The organism is Brevibacterium sp. RIT 803 (assembly GCF_016892625.1).
Taxonomy (GTDB): Bacteria; Actinomycetota; Actinomycetes; order Actinomycetales; family Brevibacteriaceae; genus Brevibacterium.
In genome coordinates, this window is record NZ_JAFEMW010000001.1 from 354,337 (window position 1) to 369,092 (window position 14,756).

At 63.4% G+C, this 14,756-nt stretch carries 15 protein-coding genes; 9 read left to right on the forward strand and 6 right to left on the reverse strand.

Translation table 11 applies throughout. The annotated features are described in order from the left end of the window. The first annotated feature begins 34 nt into the window (after positions 1-34). Positions 35-1,378, forward strand: a complete 1,344-nt coding sequence (locus JTF07_RS01580; RefSeq protein WP_204232578.1) for an APC family permease — start codon at positions 35-37, stop codon at positions 1,376-1,378. Between the two features lie 29 nt (positions 1,379-1,407). On the opposite strand, the gene JTF07_RS01585 is transcribed toward JTF07_RS01580, so the two are convergent. After that, positions 1,408-1,866, reverse strand: a complete 459-nt coding sequence (locus JTF07_RS01585) for an ASCH domain-containing protein (protein ID WP_353843845.1) — start codon at positions 1,864-1,866, stop codon at positions 1,408-1,410. Continuing rightward, the gene (locus tag JTF07_RS01590) at positions 1,863-2,495 is read right to left on the reverse strand and encodes a TetR/AcrR family transcriptional regulator C-terminal domain-containing protein (RefSeq protein ID WP_204232579.1); all 633 of its coding nucleotides are present in this window, start codon (positions 2,493-2,495) and stop codon (positions 1,863-1,865) included. The genes JTF07_RS01585 and JTF07_RS01590 overlap by 4 nt, the downstream gene beginning before the upstream one ends. Before the next feature lie 128 nt (positions 2,496-2,623). On the opposite strand from JTF07_RS01590, the gene JTF07_RS01595 reads away from it, so the two are divergent. Together JTF07_RS01595 and JTF07_RS01600 are read left to right on the forward strand one after the other, a co-directional pair. Beyond that, positions 2,624-4,276 carry an amidohydrolase gene (locus tag JTF07_RS01595; protein ID WP_204232580.1) on the forward strand — a complete coding sequence of 551 codons (1,653 nt, stop codon included), beginning with the start codon at positions 2,624-2,626 and terminating at the stop codon, positions 4,274-4,276. 14 nt (positions 4,277-4,290) lie between these two features. After that, entirely contained in the window at positions 4,291-5,670 is a 1,380-nt protein-coding gene (locus JTF07_RS01600; protein WP_204232581.1) for an APC family permease, read from the forward strand. Here JTF07_RS01600 and JTF07_RS01605 read toward each other — a convergent pair. After that, complete coding sequence (locus JTF07_RS01605; protein WP_502710951.1) at positions 5,667-6,110, reverse strand: acyl-CoA thioesterase; 444 nt, start codon at positions 6,108-6,110, stop codon at positions 5,667-5,669. The genes JTF07_RS01600 and JTF07_RS01605 overlap by 4 nt on opposite strands. A 183-nt stretch (positions 6,111-6,293) precedes the next feature. On the opposite strand from JTF07_RS01605, the gene JTF07_RS01610 reads away from it, so the two are divergent. The 3 genes from JTF07_RS01610 to JTF07_RS01620 all read left to right on the forward strand — a co-directional run bounded on the left by JTF07_RS01610 (position 6,294) and on the right by JTF07_RS01620 (position 10,192). Beyond that, positions 6,294-6,641, forward strand: coding sequence for a PadR family transcriptional regulator (locus JTF07_RS01610; protein ID WP_204232582.1), 348 nt, complete (start codon positions 6,294-6,296; stop codon positions 6,639-6,641). After that, a complete protein-coding gene (locus JTF07_RS01615; RefSeq protein ID WP_204232583.1) occupies positions 6,638-7,603 on the forward strand; it encodes an HAAS signaling domain-containing protein in 966 nt (321 codons plus the stop codon). The genes JTF07_RS01610 and JTF07_RS01615 overlap by 4 nt, the downstream gene beginning before the upstream one ends. A 63-nt stretch (positions 7,604-7,666) precedes the next feature. After that, a complete protein-coding gene (locus JTF07_RS01620; protein ID WP_204232584.1) occupies positions 7,667-10,192 on the forward strand; it encodes an excinuclease ABC subunit UvrA in 2,526 nt (841 codons plus the stop codon). Positions 10,193-10,194: 2 nt separating this feature from the next. Here JTF07_RS01620 and JTF07_RS01625 read toward each other — a convergent pair whose 3' ends face one another. Both JTF07_RS01625 and JTF07_RS01630 read right to left on the reverse strand, forming a co-directional pair. After that, on the reverse strand, positions 10,195-10,428 hold the full coding sequence (locus JTF07_RS01625) for a hypothetical protein (RefSeq protein ID WP_204232585.1): 234 nt from the start codon (positions 10,426-10,428) through the stop codon (positions 10,195-10,197). After that, positions 10,425-10,844 carry a hypothetical protein gene (locus JTF07_RS01630; protein ID WP_204232586.1) on the reverse strand — a complete coding sequence of 140 codons (420 nt, stop codon included), beginning with the start codon at positions 10,842-10,844 and terminating at the stop codon, positions 10,425-10,427. Before JTF07_RS01630 ends, JTF07_RS01625 begins: the two co-directional genes overlap by 4 nt. A gap of 152 nt (positions 10,845-10,996) precedes the next feature. On the opposite strand from JTF07_RS01630, the gene JTF07_RS01635 reads away from it, so the two are divergent. Further along, complete coding sequence (locus tag JTF07_RS01635) at positions 10,997-12,160, forward strand: sensor histidine kinase (RefSeq protein WP_204232587.1); 1,164 nt, start codon at positions 10,997-10,999, stop codon at positions 12,158-12,160. Then, positions 12,157-12,843 (forward strand): response regulator, encoded by a 687-nt coding sequence (locus JTF07_RS01640; RefSeq protein ID WP_204232588.1) that lies wholly within the window; start codon positions 12,157-12,159, stop codon positions 12,841-12,843. Before JTF07_RS01635 ends, JTF07_RS01640 begins: the two co-directional genes overlap by 4 nt. Before the next feature lie 18 nt (positions 12,844-12,861). Here the strand turns inward: JTF07_RS01640 and JTF07_RS01645 are convergent, their stop codons facing one another. Continuing rightward, positions 12,862-14,127, reverse strand: a complete 1,266-nt coding sequence (locus JTF07_RS01645) for a class I SAM-dependent methyltransferase (RefSeq protein WP_204232589.1) — start codon at positions 14,125-14,127, stop codon at positions 12,862-12,864. 194 nt (positions 14,128-14,321) lie between these two features. Here JTF07_RS01645 and JTF07_RS01650 point away from each other — a divergent pair, with 194 nt between their 5' ends. Continuing rightward, the gene (locus JTF07_RS01650; RefSeq protein WP_204232590.1) at positions 14,322-14,726 is read left to right on the forward strand and encodes a universal stress protein; all 405 of its coding nucleotides are present in this window, start codon (positions 14,322-14,324) and stop codon (positions 14,724-14,726) included. Positions 14,727-14,756: the final 30 nt, after the last annotated feature.

Here is a 14,756-nt window from a genome sequence, read left to right on the forward strand (position 1 = left end):
GCCTAATGTCATCACTGAGAACAATGGAGTAATCATGTCAGACACGCTCACGCTCAAACGGACGCTCAAGCTGCCCTCGCTCGTCATCTTCGGCCTCGCCTATCTCACGCCGCTGATCGTCCTGGGGATCTTTGGCGTCATCGCCTCCGAAACCGGAGGCGCAAGTGCCAGCGCCTATCTGCTGGCGCTCATCGCGATGCTCTTCACTGCCAACAGCTATGGGCGTATGGCTGCTGCCTTTCCGGTCGCTGGGTCCGCCTACACCTACGTTCGGAAGACCATCGATGGACGAGTCGGGTTCCTCGTCGGCTGGGCGACCATGCTCGACTACCTGTTCCTGCCGATGGTCATCTGGCTCATCGGCGGTTCATACCTGCAAGCACAGTTCCCCGGGGTGCCGATGGCCGTGTGGATCATCGGGTTCATCATCCTCACCACTGTGCTCAACATCGTAGGGATCAAGGTCGCCGATCGCGTCAATCTCATCCTCATGTCCTTCCAGATCCTCATCATCGCCTTCTTCGTCGTCCTGTCTCTGACTGACGTCTTCGGCACTCATGGCGCGAGCGGTCTCTTCAGCACCACCCCGTTCACGGGCGTCAATTCGAGCCTCGTTGCGATCGGCGGCGGTGCAGCGATCGCCGCGTATTCGTTCCTCGGCTTCGATGCAGTGACCACATTCACCGAGGAGACAATCGACCCCCGGCGCACCGTTCCCAAGGCGATCATGCTCATCGCGGTCATCGGCGGCGGCATCTTCGTCGTCGTCGCGTACGCTGTGCAGCTGGTCCATCCCGGTGGAGTGTTCGAGAACTCCGACGCCGCGGCATTCGAGATCGCGCGCAGAATCGGCGGTCACCTCTTCGGTGCCATCTTCCTTGCCGCTCTCGTGATCGCTCAGTTCACCTCGGGAATCGCAGCTCAGGCGGCGGGCAGCCGTCTGCTCTATGCGATGGGCCGTGACGGAGTCCTGCCTCGGCGCTTCTTCGGCAGGCTCAGTCCGCGCTTCCACACTCCTGTGCTCTCGCTGCTGGCGATTGCCGTGATCGGACTGATCGCGATTGTCATGAACGTCGCGACTTCGACCTCGTTCATCAACTTCGGCGCCTTCCTCGCATTCATCATGGTCAACGTCTCGGTCATCGTCTTCTGGGCCAAGGAACGTCGCGCCGGGCGCCATCATCGGGTTCTGCTCTATCTGGCCTGTCCGATCGTGGGAGTGCTCGTCATCGGCTTCCTCGTCTCCCAGCTCGATGTCCAGGCCATCACGCTTGGGTCGATCTGGCTTGTCATCGGCGCCGTAATCCTCGCGGTCATGACCAGGGGCTTTCGGACTCAGCCGTCCGAGCTGGCCGTCGACGAGGTGGAGGCGGGGTGATCGGGACGGTGGCGGGCCAGATTCGCCCCTCAGCCTGCGAAGACCAGCTCAAATCGCTCGCACACCACCGGCATGTCAGAAGAGAAGGCACGGGTGGTCTGCCCGTAGCACCGCCAGAACTGTTCGTGGACCTCTCGCCACTCCTTCAGCGTGCGGTCCCCCTCGCCCTCTGAATAGGCATGGGCGGCATCGACTGCTGAAAAAGCGACGATCTCGACGGACGTGGTGACGATGACCGCCCGCGGACGATTGCCACCGTCGAGGATCATGCTGGCCTCCCCCGCCTGCGGAACGGGTTCATCGTCGGATTCGATGTCCCACAGCGCCGAGGCGGTTGCGGTCTTCGTCCCGTCGAGGACGAGAGCGAGGAGTTCGTCTGCTTGATCCGATGTTGCGCCGAACGACCAGGGGGCGGGCATACGCACCGGCAGAGCAGGGACAGCCTCCCGTGCGGCCGACCAGAACTTCTCGTGTGTTGAGCGTGTCACGTGGCAACCGCCTCCAACTGCAGTCGCAGTCCATCGACGAGCGCACGCAGACCCAGTTCGAATGCGGCTGTCGCCGACGAGGTGTCGGCGCAGAGTGGATCGAGGGCAGCACGGATCTCGGAGAACCGTTCGTCGGCTGAGTCTTGGGAAATAAGGTCGGCAGGGGCGATGATATCGAGGGCAGAGCCGAGGACGTGGGCTTCGACGGTGCGCATGACCGCCACCGTCCGCGACCTGGGCCAGCCGCCTCGGCGCAGACCCGCGACCACAGTGTCGTACATCTGGTAGGTCGAGAGATCGCCGATCGGCGTCGTCGCAAGCAATCGGATGAGATTCGGATGCGCGGCGAAGGCACGCAGATACGACCGGGCCCAGGATTCGAGCGCCTCGTCCCAGCATTCCGAACGCTCGACCAGGCCGACTCGGGCAAATGCAGCCACGTCGATCTCGGCGACGATTCGAGCCCGCATGAGTTCAATGAGTTCACTGCGCCCGGACACGTGGTTGTACAGGGAGGAGACCTGACGGTCGACTCGGGCCGCGAGGATGCGCATCGACAGGGCCTCGGACCCTTCCACGTCAACGAGGTCAAGCGCAGCGTCGACGAGCCGGTCACTGTTGAGCCGCATATCGACCTTGTGCCCCCTTCCCCTGATTCCACACGAAGTGTATCGTGTTCTCAGTCACAATAACGAACAGTGTTCGTACGCGACGACGGGGTCAGCGACGACACGCAGTGAGACAGAGGACGGCCGAATTGGCATCGACGTACTTCCACAACGGCACCATCTGGCGAGGCACAGGCGTCGACACCGCGGATGCCCTCCTCGTCCGCGACGGAGTCGTCGTAGCTGTGGGATCAGCCGATGTGGACCGGCACTTGGCCGCTCTCGACACCGCATCTGACTCCGCCGACGCCTGCGACCAGGTCGACCTCGACGGCGGTTTCCTCATGCCGTCCTTCGGCGATGGTCACGCCCATCCCATCTTCGGAGGACTCGAGGCGGAGGGACCGCAGGTGCGAACGTGCTCCAGCGTCGACGAAATCGTGGCCGAGGTGCGTCGCTTTGCCCAAACCCATCCCGAGATCGAGTGGATCACCGGCGCCTCCTATGACGGCAGCCTTGTCGACGGCGGACTTTTCGACGCGCGCTGGCTCGACGAGGCAGTCGCGGACCGACCTGTGGTGCTGCGTGCTTGGGACTATCACACGGTCTGGTGCAATTCCCGGGCCCTCGAACTCGCAGGCATCACCGCGGAGACTCCCGAGCCTGAACTGGGCGAGATCCCCCGCCGAGGTGACGGCTCGCCCCTGGGAACACTGCGGGAATGGGGTGCCGTCGACCTCGTCGACGCAGTGCGTCCGCCGCTGGAGGAAACCGTGCAGCTGCGCGCGCTCGAGCGAGCAGCAGACTACTACCTCGAACGAGGGGTCACATGGGTGCAGGACGCCTGGGTCGAACCGGCAGATGTCGAGACCTACATCGCGGCCTCGACTCGTGGTCGACTCACGCTTCGGTTCAACCTCGCTCTCTATGCGGACCCGCGCCGCTTCTCCGCGCAGCTGCCCGCCATGGTCGAGGCCAGGAGGCGCATTCAGGAGCTCGGCGACCCGCTGCTGAGCGCGCACACTGTGAAGTTCTTCGCCGATGGCGTCGTCGAGAATGAGACCGGTTCGCTGCTCGAACCCTATTGTTCGTCTCTGCACAATCACGGCCTCCGGGTCTGGGAGGGTGAGACACTGGCCGAGGCGGTTCGTGCCGTTGACGCCGCCGGCTTCCAGGTCCACATCCATGCCATCGGCGACGCGGCCGTGCGCCAGGCGCTTGATGCCATCGAGTCCGCCATCGCGGCCAACGGACCACGCGACCGCCGGCCGGTCATCGCCCACGCCCAGCTCGTCGATTCGGCGGACCTCGCCCGTTTCGCCGAAATCGGGGTCATCGCGAACATGCAGCCGTTGTGGGCACAGCTCGATGACCTCATGACCGTGCTCACTGTGCCCCGCCTCGGCGAGTCTCGGGCTTCGAATCAGTATCGGATGCGCAGCATCCTCGAGCTCGGCGGGAGACTCTCCTTCGGCTCAGACTGGCCCTGCACCTCAGGCACACCCGTCGAGGGGCTGGCGATCGGAACGAGCCGACAGAACGATGCGGGCGAACCCGCCGGAGGTTGGACACCGGAGGAGATCGTCGACATCGACCGCGCCCTCGACACCTATTCGACCGCAGTCGCGTACCAGGCCTTCGCCGATACCTGGCCCGCGTCCTGGGGCGAGATCCGCCCCGGGGCGAGCGCCGACCTCATCAGATTCGACCACGACCCCCGGCATCTGTCACCGCAGGAACTCGCGGTGACAGCTGTTCGCACCACCTACCTCGGCGGCGTTGCCGTGCATTCTTCGATCTGAGAGAAAGGACCACCATGTCCCACTCACACGACACCAACGCGGCCCACAGAGGCGAGGATTCTCACGGTGGCGACCAAGGGCAACTCCGTCGAGCGCTCGGGGTTCCCTCTCTGGTGCTCTTCGGCCTCGTCTACATGGTGCCTCTGACAGTCTTCACGACCTATGGCATCGTCACCCAGGTCAGCGGCGGCAGGGTGCCGCTGGCGTACGTGATCACTCTCCTCGCGATGGTCTTCACCGCCAGGTCATACGCAAAGATGGCTCACGAGCTCCCATTTTCAGGGTCCGCCTACACCTACACGCAGAATAGCTTCGGGGCCGGCATCGGCTTCGTTGCCGGCTGGGCGCTCCTGCTGGACTACCTCTTCCTGCCGATGATCAATTATCTCGTCATCGGCATCTATCTGTCCGCGGCCTTCCCCATGGTCCCCGCCTGGGCCTTCGTTCTCACCGCGATAGTCCTGGTCACCATTCTCAATGTCATCGGCATCGTCTCTGTCGCCCGTGCGAACATCGTCATCATTGCCGCACAGACGATCTTCATCGTCACCTTCGCGGCGCTCGGCATCGCGTCGATGTCGGGGTCGGGCACGGTTGACCTCTCGGCGCCGTTCACCGGCGACGGCAGTGCGCCCGGCTTCGGCAACGTCATGGCAGGTGCCGCGATCCTGTGCCTGTCGTTCCTCGGCTTCGATGCGGTCTCGACCCTGTCAGAGGAGGCCAAGGACGCCAAGCGCAGCGTGCCTCGTGCCATTGTCATCGCCACTGTCACAGGCGGTCTGATCTATATCGCGCTCTCATTCCTCGCTCAACTCGTCTATCCGTCGAATGACTTCGCCGACGTCGATTCGGGCGCTCTCGACGTCATGAGTGCAGCGGGCGGTGAGTTCCTCACGACCTTCTTCACTGCCGCCTATGTCGCCGGTGCCTGCGGTTCCGCGCTGACTTCTCAGGCCTCGGTCTCGCGTATCCTCTTCGCGATGGGCCGCGACGGCGTTCTGCCCAAACGGTTCTTCGGCCGTCTCTCACCACGATTCCACACCCCGATCTTCGCAACACTCGCAGTCGGAGTGGTGTCGCTGTTCGCGCTGGCGGCCGATCTCGGATTCATCTCCGAGATGGTCAGCTTCGGCGCACTCATCGCGTTCTCAGCAGTCAACCTCTCGGTCATCGAGCACTTCGTCATCGATGGGAAGCGTCGCGGATCGAGCGCGATCGCCAACTACATCGTGCTGCCCGGCATCGGCTTCTGCCTCACCCTGTGGTTGTGGACGAGCTTGTCACCGAGAACGCTGCTCATCGGGGCGATCTGGCTGGCCCTCGGCATCGGCTACCTCGCATTCGTCACCCGTGGCTTCCGCCGTCCGACTCCGACGCTGGATCTAGCCGACTAGAGGACGGGCATGCGATCACGCTCATAGGTGATCGATGAATAGCCGTGAGGGTCTGGCTGCCCCGTCTCCCCTACGCTGACGAAGACGATTCTGTCGATGCTCAGAATGGACTTGCGCGTGATCATATTGCGCACCTGAGCTCGCATCGTCAGTGATGTGTTGCCGAAATGAGTTGCGACGAGGCCCATCTCGATGAGGTCCCCCTGGCGAGCCGAAGCCACGAAGTTGATCTCTGAGATGAGTTTCGTGACCACGCTGTGGCTGCCGAGCTGAATGATCGCGTAGATCGCAGCTTCCTCGTCGATCCACTTCAGCAGGCTTCCTCCGAAGAGCGACCCGTTCGCATTGAGGTCCTCCGGGCGAACCCACTTGCGTGTGTAGAAATTCATTCCGTCGACTCGATGAGTCGTATTCGCCGAGGTCATTGCCGATTCGCTCATCGCCATCCCTATCGCAGTGGTCTTGCTCTTGAACACAGGCTAGCTGAGGTGTATTTCGCCTGGATTTCAGGCAAGGAGCATACATTTCGAGCTGGTTTCACCTCAGCGCTCATGCTGATGCCCTGATGCCCAACTATATACTGCCTATTGCAATAGTGTGTGATACACACTATTGTGTGAAACATGAACGAGGATGAAGAACAGGCACTGGCGACACACGGACAAGAACTGAGACGAGGCACCGTCGTCTTCGCCAGTCTCGTTGCCTGTCGTCAGCCGCAGTATGGGTACTCGCTGCTGACGACTCTCACCGAAGCCGGCATCGCCACAGAAGCCAACACTCTCTACCCCCTGCTGCGAAGACTTGAGAAACAAGGGCTGCTCAGTGCCGAGTGGAACACCGAACAAGCGCGTCCACGCAAGTACTACAGCGTCACCACCAGCGGGGCCGAAGTCGCCGCAGCACTCCACTCACAATGGCTGGAACTCAACACCAGCATTACGAAACTCTGGAAAGAAGGAACACCATGAGTACGCTCACCACCATCTACGTCGACAATGTGGTCGGCCATCTCCCGGAGGACTCCCGAGGTGACATCGCGGCAGAGATCAAGGCCACAATCGACGACATGATCGAAGACCGCCTCGGCGGCTTGGACCATCCTGCCGACGAGCAGACCGCTGCTGCCGAACGTGAGGTGCTCGAAGAGCTCGGCGATCCGGCCCAGCTCTCCCGGGAATACACGAATTCGCCACAGCATCTCATCGGGCCGAAGTCCTACCCGGTCTTCATCTGGGCGATACGCTGGGTGCTTCCGCTCGTCGCCGTGGCCGCGGCCGTGACGAACTCAATCGCGTTCATCGCCACCAACGATGAGGTCCAGATCGGGGCGCTCATCGGTCAGCTCGTCGGCAATACGGTCATCGCGCTGCTCACGGCCTTCGCCACAATCACGATCCTCTTCGCCCTCGGCGACAGGGATATGAGCGCAGGTGCGGCAGATAAGATCGCCGGTGCGAAGAAGGGCTGGTCAGTCGATCAGCTGCGGGCGACGGATGCGAAGGCAAAGCAGATCCGCGCCGAGTCGGTCCTGAACCTGGTCTTCATCGTCCTTCTGGCTCTCCTTCCGCTCGTGCCCACCTCCTTGTTCTACGTCGGCCATCTCAACAATGACGAGCCATTCATCAATCCGGAACTGGGATTCGGATGGTTCCTCGGATACTGGGGATTCCTCGCGCTCATGGCCATCGTCGAGGTGGTGAAGCTGGTTCGCTCATCAGCGAAAACAGCCGTGGTCCTCACCGGAGCGATCCTCGACGTCGCGATGGCAGTCTTCCTCACGATCGCCCTGCTGACACAGCAGGTGCTGCACCCGGATCTCACGTCCCCTTCGGGCGCCGAAGTGCAGCAGATCATCACAGTGATCGCAATCTGGGCCATCGTCATTTGGGATCAGATCAGCACGTGGCGCGCCCACCGAGCGAACCGCTGACCGCGTAGCCTGGTCCGGGTGCAGCTTCATCGCTGCACCCGGACGAGAGGAAGTGGCTATTTCATGACCGAAGAGATCGGCGTCGTCGGCGCTCGCGAGCACAACCTGTCCGGTTTCTCCGTCACTCTGCCGCACAGGAAGCTCATCGGCATCTGCGGTGTATCGGGCTCGGGCAAGTCGTCGTTGGCCTTCGACACCATCTACGCCGAAGCCCAGCGCCGCTACCTCGAATCGGTCTCCCCGTTCACTCGTCACCTCCTCGGCGCAGTCTCTGCACCCCAGGTCGACCGGATCACGGGCCTTCCCGCCGCAATTGCAGTGAAACAGCTTGTGTCGACTCCCCCGGAGAATTCGAGCGTGGGCACCCTGTCACAGGTCTCTGATCTGCTGCGGGTGCTGTTCTCCCGCTTCGGCGACTACCCCGCGAACCAGGGTCGACTGCTTGCTTCTGCTTTCTCGCCCAACACCGTCGAGGGCGCCTGTCCGACGTGCGCGGCGAAGGGCAGCATCCATGACCTCGACCTCAACGCAGCCGTACCCGACGAGTCGCTGACCATTCGCGAGGGCGCCATCGCCGCCTGGCCGGGAGGCTGGCTGGGACGAAACTTCAAACACCTCGTCGAAACCATGGGCATCGACATCGACGCCCCCTGGAACAGTCTTCCCGCCAAGACCCGCGACTGGCTTCTGACCACCGAAGACACCCCGTCTGTCACTGTCAGGCCGGAGGATCTGCGCGAATACATCTCCCGCGGTTACACGGGCAAGTTCCGCAGTGCCCGCAGATATCTGCTCGACACGATGATCACGACCGGCAGTGAGACGGTCAGGGCACGCACGGAGGAGTACCTCAGCAACGAACTCTGCCCCGACTGCAATGGCAGCCGCATCAATCCGGCAGCTCTGTCGGTGACGATCGGCGGCGCCAATATCGCCGAGGTGGCCACACGCAGTCTCACCGATGTGGCCGTCTCCCTCCACGCGGCCATCGCCTCCGAACTCGACCGTGGCCACAATGGCGCGAAACGGTTCTCCAACGCCACCGATGAGGCGGCCCAGGTCCTCCTCGACGAACTCGACAAACGTACGTCGGTCATCGACAACCTCGGCGTCGGCTATCTCCCACCTCACCGCTCGGCGGCCACCCTCTCCCCCGGCGAGCTGCAGCGACTGCGCTTGGCGGCACATCTGCACAGCGGTCTGCACGGCATGGTCTACGTCTTCGACGAACTCTCCACCGGACTGCACCCCAAGGACACCGATCACCTCTTCACCCATATTGAGGCTCTGCGCGATGCCGGCAACACGGTCATCCTCGTCGAACACGATATGGAGCTGGTGCGCCGGTGCGACTGGGTCATCGAACTCGGTCCCGGTGGTGGTGCCCGGGGAGGGCAGCTGATGTTCTCCGGCCCCGTCGCCGAGGCACTCGACGGGAAGAGCTCAACCGCTGTCCGCCTGCGCAATGAGGCTCCCAGCGAACCTTGGCGAGCACCTCAGGAATTCGGTGATTGGGCTCGGTGCACCGGTCTGTCGGCGAACAACCTCCGCGCTCTGGCGCTGTCCTTTCCCATCGGCGGTCTCACGACCCTGACAGGAGTTTCCGGGGCGGGTAAGAGCTCGGTGCTGCGATCGTTGGCAACACTGGCCAGAGCCGCTGGAGCCTCCCCATTCGACGGTGAGGAGGAGCCGAAGACGATACCCCGGCGCAGCAGCACTAGTGGTGGCGGTGAGGGAGGAGATCTTGCCGAGGCAGATGCTGCCGGGCTCGAGGTCTTCGACCGGGTGGTCAGCTTCGATCAGTCCACCATCGGCCGGTCCCCGCGATCGGTCATCGGCACCTACCTGGGCATCTTCGACAAGATCCGCGGCCTGTTCGCGAAGACCGATCTGGCGCACAGTCGTGGCTTCACCGCCTCACAGTTCTCCTTCAACACCGCACGGGGACGCTGCCCCCGCTGTGAAGGACTGGGTTTCATCACCATCGATCTCGTCCACCTGCCGGCCTCCAGCGGCACCTGCCCCGAATGCGAGGGCCGCCGGTTCACCGAGGAGACCCTCGAGGTCACCGTCGAGGAGCTGACCATCGCAGATGTCCTCGATCTGTCGATCGACACAGCGGCGACGGTGTTCGCCCAACGGCTGGGACTCGTCGCCCATTTCGAGGTCCTGCAGAGAGTCGGCCTCGGCGGGCTGCTGCTCGGCCAGTCCTCGGCGACGCTGTCCGGCGGTGAGGCGCAGCGGCTGAGGCTGGCCGCGGTGATGCGGGCCAGGAAGCGACGTGAGCGCTCACTATTCATCCTTGATGAGCCGGCCAACGGCCTGCACCCCAGTGATGCTCGGGTGCTGGGGAAGCTCTTCGCCCAGATCGTCGAGGAAGGCGATACGATCCTCATGGCCGATCACAATATGGAGCTGGCCGCCGGCTCCGATTGGCTCATCGACATGGGTCCTGGCCCCGGTCCCGACGGCGGTCACGTCGTGGCCTCCGGCCGGCCGGACGAGGTCGCCAGGGCAGGTGTCGGGGCCACCGCCTCGGTGTTGGCACGTCGATTCGGCACAGCGGGCTCAGGCGCTGCAGTCGGCTGACGTCAACTCCGGCGGGTCAGCCGTCTGTACCCGAAGCCACCGGCCAACCCGGCTCCGGCGAGCGCACCGACAGGGAGGCTCACCGGGGCAATGACCAGCACCGCTTCCTGCCAGATCCCTGCTATGAGGTCGTTGACGATGATCATGGCGAGAGCTCCTCCGATGAACCCGAGCATCATCAGACCGATGACACGCGCCCACAGCCGACCACCTCGGCGGGCTTCGTTCCCGGTCACTGTCCGAGTCGATTCAGAGTCCAGGTTCCCCATCGCAGACGGCGGACGAGCAATGCCAGTCCCCCGGCGATGACACCCCAGACAGCGTTCGTCACCAGCATGGGGATGATGGCCAGCGGCTGCACCAGAGGCCCCTCGAGGTGGCCCAGCAGAATCGGGGACAGGACGCCGCTGAGAATGATGGCGCCGAGGGCGTAGATGACTCCGACGATGCCCCCGCTGAGGAGCGGGTTGGCCGACCGGGACAGCCCTAGTGCCAGCGCCCACACCAGTGTCACCAGCACCGTCATTCCGAGAGCGATAGCCGGGGTGGGAAGCCCGGAGTTCTCGAGGGCGATACGCGCCACGGGACGGACGAGGCCGAGCAACCCGAGAATGATGAGCAGAGGCCATTTGAGTTCACGAAAATACTTCATTGTTCGAGATTAGAGTCAGCGCACACCCGGCCGCATCGGCTCACACGCGCGACCGGCATCGAGATCTGAGGACATTCCCGTACGTCGAGAAGCGACATCGCTCGGCGCTTCCAACGGTGCCCACTGAGGTGAGACGTCTCTATGCTGGGATCATGGGACCGCGAAGAACCGACGCCATTCTCGCCCTTGTGGTGACAGTGTCGCTGGCAGCCATCATTGCACTGGCACAGATCGACGCAGGGACACCGTTGCGGTGGCTGCCCTTCGTCTTCGCCATCGGGTTCGGCGCCGTACTCCTTCTGCGACGCGGACTGCCGAGAACCGTCGTCGTCCTCAGCGTCCTGGGGACCTTCGCCTACTACAGCCTCGACCTCGTCCCGATCGGGGTCGCTCTGCCCGTGGTCGCTGCGTTCTTCTCCGTCGCCGAGGTGGGGCTGACCCGATTCGCCGTCGTCTCGGGAGCCGTGGTGTTCCTTGTGTCGACCGCTTTTCGGATTCGAGATGATTCGCTTCCGCTCGGTCGTCTTCTCGGGGCCGAGTCGATCTCAACGATCGCACTCATCGCCGCGGCGATTGCCCTCGGACATGCCGTGGCCACCCACCGACGCTTCCTCGACCAACACACCCAGCTGCTCCGTCTCCAGGATGAACACCTGCGCAAGGAATCCGAGAGACAGATCCAGCACGAAAGACTGCAGCTCTCGCGCGACCTCCACGACACGCTTGGACACAAGCTCTCGGTCATCTCTCTTCATGCTGCGGTCGGCATCGAGGCGATCGAACAGGGTGATCAGGAGAGTTCGGAGGCAGCAGAGGCCCTTGATCGTGTTCGCGCCGAAGCCGGAGAGTCACTGAACGATCTGCGATCCTTGGTCCGTCTCCTGCGCTCCGGGGACGAAACGACCCGCACCAGCCTCGGCATCGATGGCATTGAGACTCTCCTCGAACAAGCGAGGACCATGGGGATCTCGGTCGACTCGACGGTCGGACTCTCACCCGGCCAGGTGCCATCCCCTGTCGAAACGGTGATCTTCCGCGTGGTCCAGGAGGGAATCACGAACGTGCTCCGACATGCCTCGGCGACGGCCGTCAGCATCACGATCGGACTCAGCGATGATGACGTCACGGTGACAGTGGCCGACGACGGAACTGGAGCCGATTCCGCTGCCACGCTCGGAGAGGAGAGCGCGGGCGGACACGGACTCAAGGGGATGAGTGAGAGGGTGCGCCTCCTGGGCGGACAGCTCAGCACCCGATCCGCCCCGAATCGGGGCTTCACCCTGCACGCCACGCTGCCGAGGAGGATCGACTCATGATCTCCATTCTGCTTGTCGACGACCAGGAACTCGTGCGCACCGGACTGCGCCAATTGGCCGTCAGCGATGGCGATATCGATGTCGTCGCCGAGGCGGCAGATGGTCGAGCAGGGCTCGGCCTCGTGCGACAGCTGGCTCCCGATGTCGTGCTCATGGACATCAGGATGCCTGTGATGGATGGGATCACGGCGACGAGGCTCATCACCGGCGACCCTGGGCTCAATTCTACGAAGGTCGTCATGCTCACGACCTTCGACGACGATGAGGACATCGTGTCCGCCATCCAGGTCGGCGCCAGCGGCTACCTCCTCAAGGACATCAGACCGGCCGATCTGCGCTCGGCCATCCGCTCCGTCGCCGGCGGTGATTCGATCCTCTCCCCATCGGTGACCAATACGTTGCTGCGACGATTGAACGCCGGGCAGAAGGCCATGCCGCGACCCGAGCTGCTCGAGGCGCTCACCGATCGCGAGAGGGAGGTTCTGGCACGTATCGGTCGGGGTGAGTCGAACCAACAGGTAGGTGCCAGCCTGTTCATCAGCCCAGAGACTGCGCGCACCTACGCCAGTCGTCTGCTGGGCAAACTCGGGGCACGTGACCGGTCACAGCTTGTCGTTCTCGCCTACGAGTCCGGGCTTGTCGTCCCCGGAGATGCGGTGCCGGAAGGCAACGGCCAGACATAACTGATCGATCGCGTGAGCTCAACCGCGTCTGAGGCTGCGGACGACGGTGAACTTGCTGGTGCGAGCGACCTGTTCGCTGGGTCCGATGACACGCTCCAAGGTCTCGCGGTAGTGCAGGTGTGAGTTGTAGACCGTGAGGACTCGCCCCTCGGGTGCCAGCAGCTCGGCTGCTGTGCGCATGAGTCCGGCAGCGGTGTCTGTTTCGATGGTCGTGCCCTGGTGGAAGGGCGGGTTGAGCAGAATGAGGTCGTGCCCGCCGGCGCGCACCGAAGAGTCTGCGCCCGTCAGAGCCTGCACATCCGTGGCATCGGCGAGGATGGCCTCGACCTCGAGTCCGTTCGCCTCAGCGGTCTCCCTCGCCGAGGCGACCGCCGACTTCGATACGTCCACGCCAGTGCCCTTCTTCGCCGCCGTGACCTGCATCGCAGCTGTGAGCAGCCATCCGTTCCCACACCCGAGGTCAAGGACCGAGTTCGGGGAACCAGGACCCGCCTCGGCGAGTCGAGTCTCGGAGGACTCGGCCTCGGCGGGCTCAGATTCGGCTGCCAGAGCCGTGAGCAGCGCGGCCGAGCCCTCATCGCTTTTGACCCCGGAGAAGCAGGCTCCGTGGGCCCTGACCTGCAGCGGACCTGTGGCCGGATGATCGATTCTGCTGTGCCTGGGGAAGCTCGGCAGGCTCGGTGATGACAGCGACCTGCTGCCGATGATCATGCGGTGCTTGCCGACGCCTGGCGAGACGTCGACGCGGGCGAAACCACGCGCCAGTTCCTTGTTTACCGCTCGGCTCATCGAATCGCTACGACCGATGACGATGATCGTCCTCACGTGGGCCTGGATGGCAGCGATCGTCTCGGCCAACGCGTGGGTGGCCTTCGGTGCGTTGACGATCGCCCAGACTTCTTGTGCTTCCGGGGCGAAGACAGCGAGATCGTCGATGGGGCTGGCCTGATCTGCCACCTCGGCGACGGTGCGTGCTTCGTCTACCCGGTCGTTGTACGTGCGCACGGGGACGATCTCGCTCAACAGCCGCGACTGCAGTCCCTGGCCGTCATCGACGATGAGGACCTCGTGCGGAAGTCTCACGACCGCCTCGGCGTCCACGAATGTTCCTTCCGTCGCACGCCCGGAGACGTCGAGTTCTCCGCTGCGTCGCCCCAGGACATACTCGATGAGGATCCTTGCCTGTGGGAATCCCGGAACTTCAGCGAGCTCGGGAAACTGTTCCAGCAGATCCTGGCTGCGGTGGCGGGCAGGAGAATCCGGAGACAGGAGGGTAGAAGGCATTCGAACAGTCTAGTCGGACTGAGCCCCTGCTTCAGTCGCGGATGCGCCACCACCGGGAACGACCGACTCACACAGATCTGCGCTGCAGGCTGAGGCGGAGTTACATGCAGGTTGGGGCAGACTGAGGAGCGTCGCAGCACGCAGATGTGCTACTAATTGAGGGAGCTTCGTCCAGTGTCGCATCAGGAGAGATCATGACAATTCTCGTCGGTTATTCCCCCTCACCCGAAGGCAAGGCCGCCGTCACGTTCGGCATCGATCAGGCGAGGGCCTTCGATGACACCGTGATCGTGCTCAACGCCGGCATCGGAGAGACCCCCGACGAACGCGGTGTCGCGACGAATCAGGACATGGAGGAACTCAAAGAGGCGCTGCGCTCATCCAAGGTCTCCCATGAGATCCTGCAGTTCCTGCGCGGCAATGATCCCGTTGAGGAACTCCTCGCCCTCGCCGAGGCGACCGAAGACACCCGCATGATCGTGATCGGATCGCGTCGCCGCTCCCCCGTCGGCAAACTCATCATGGGCTCGACCGCCCAGCGCATCATCCTCGACGCTGACGTCCCCGTCGTCTCTGTCAAGGCTGACAAGAAGGCGTAGGGGCCGCGCCCTCACTCCCGCCCACGCAAC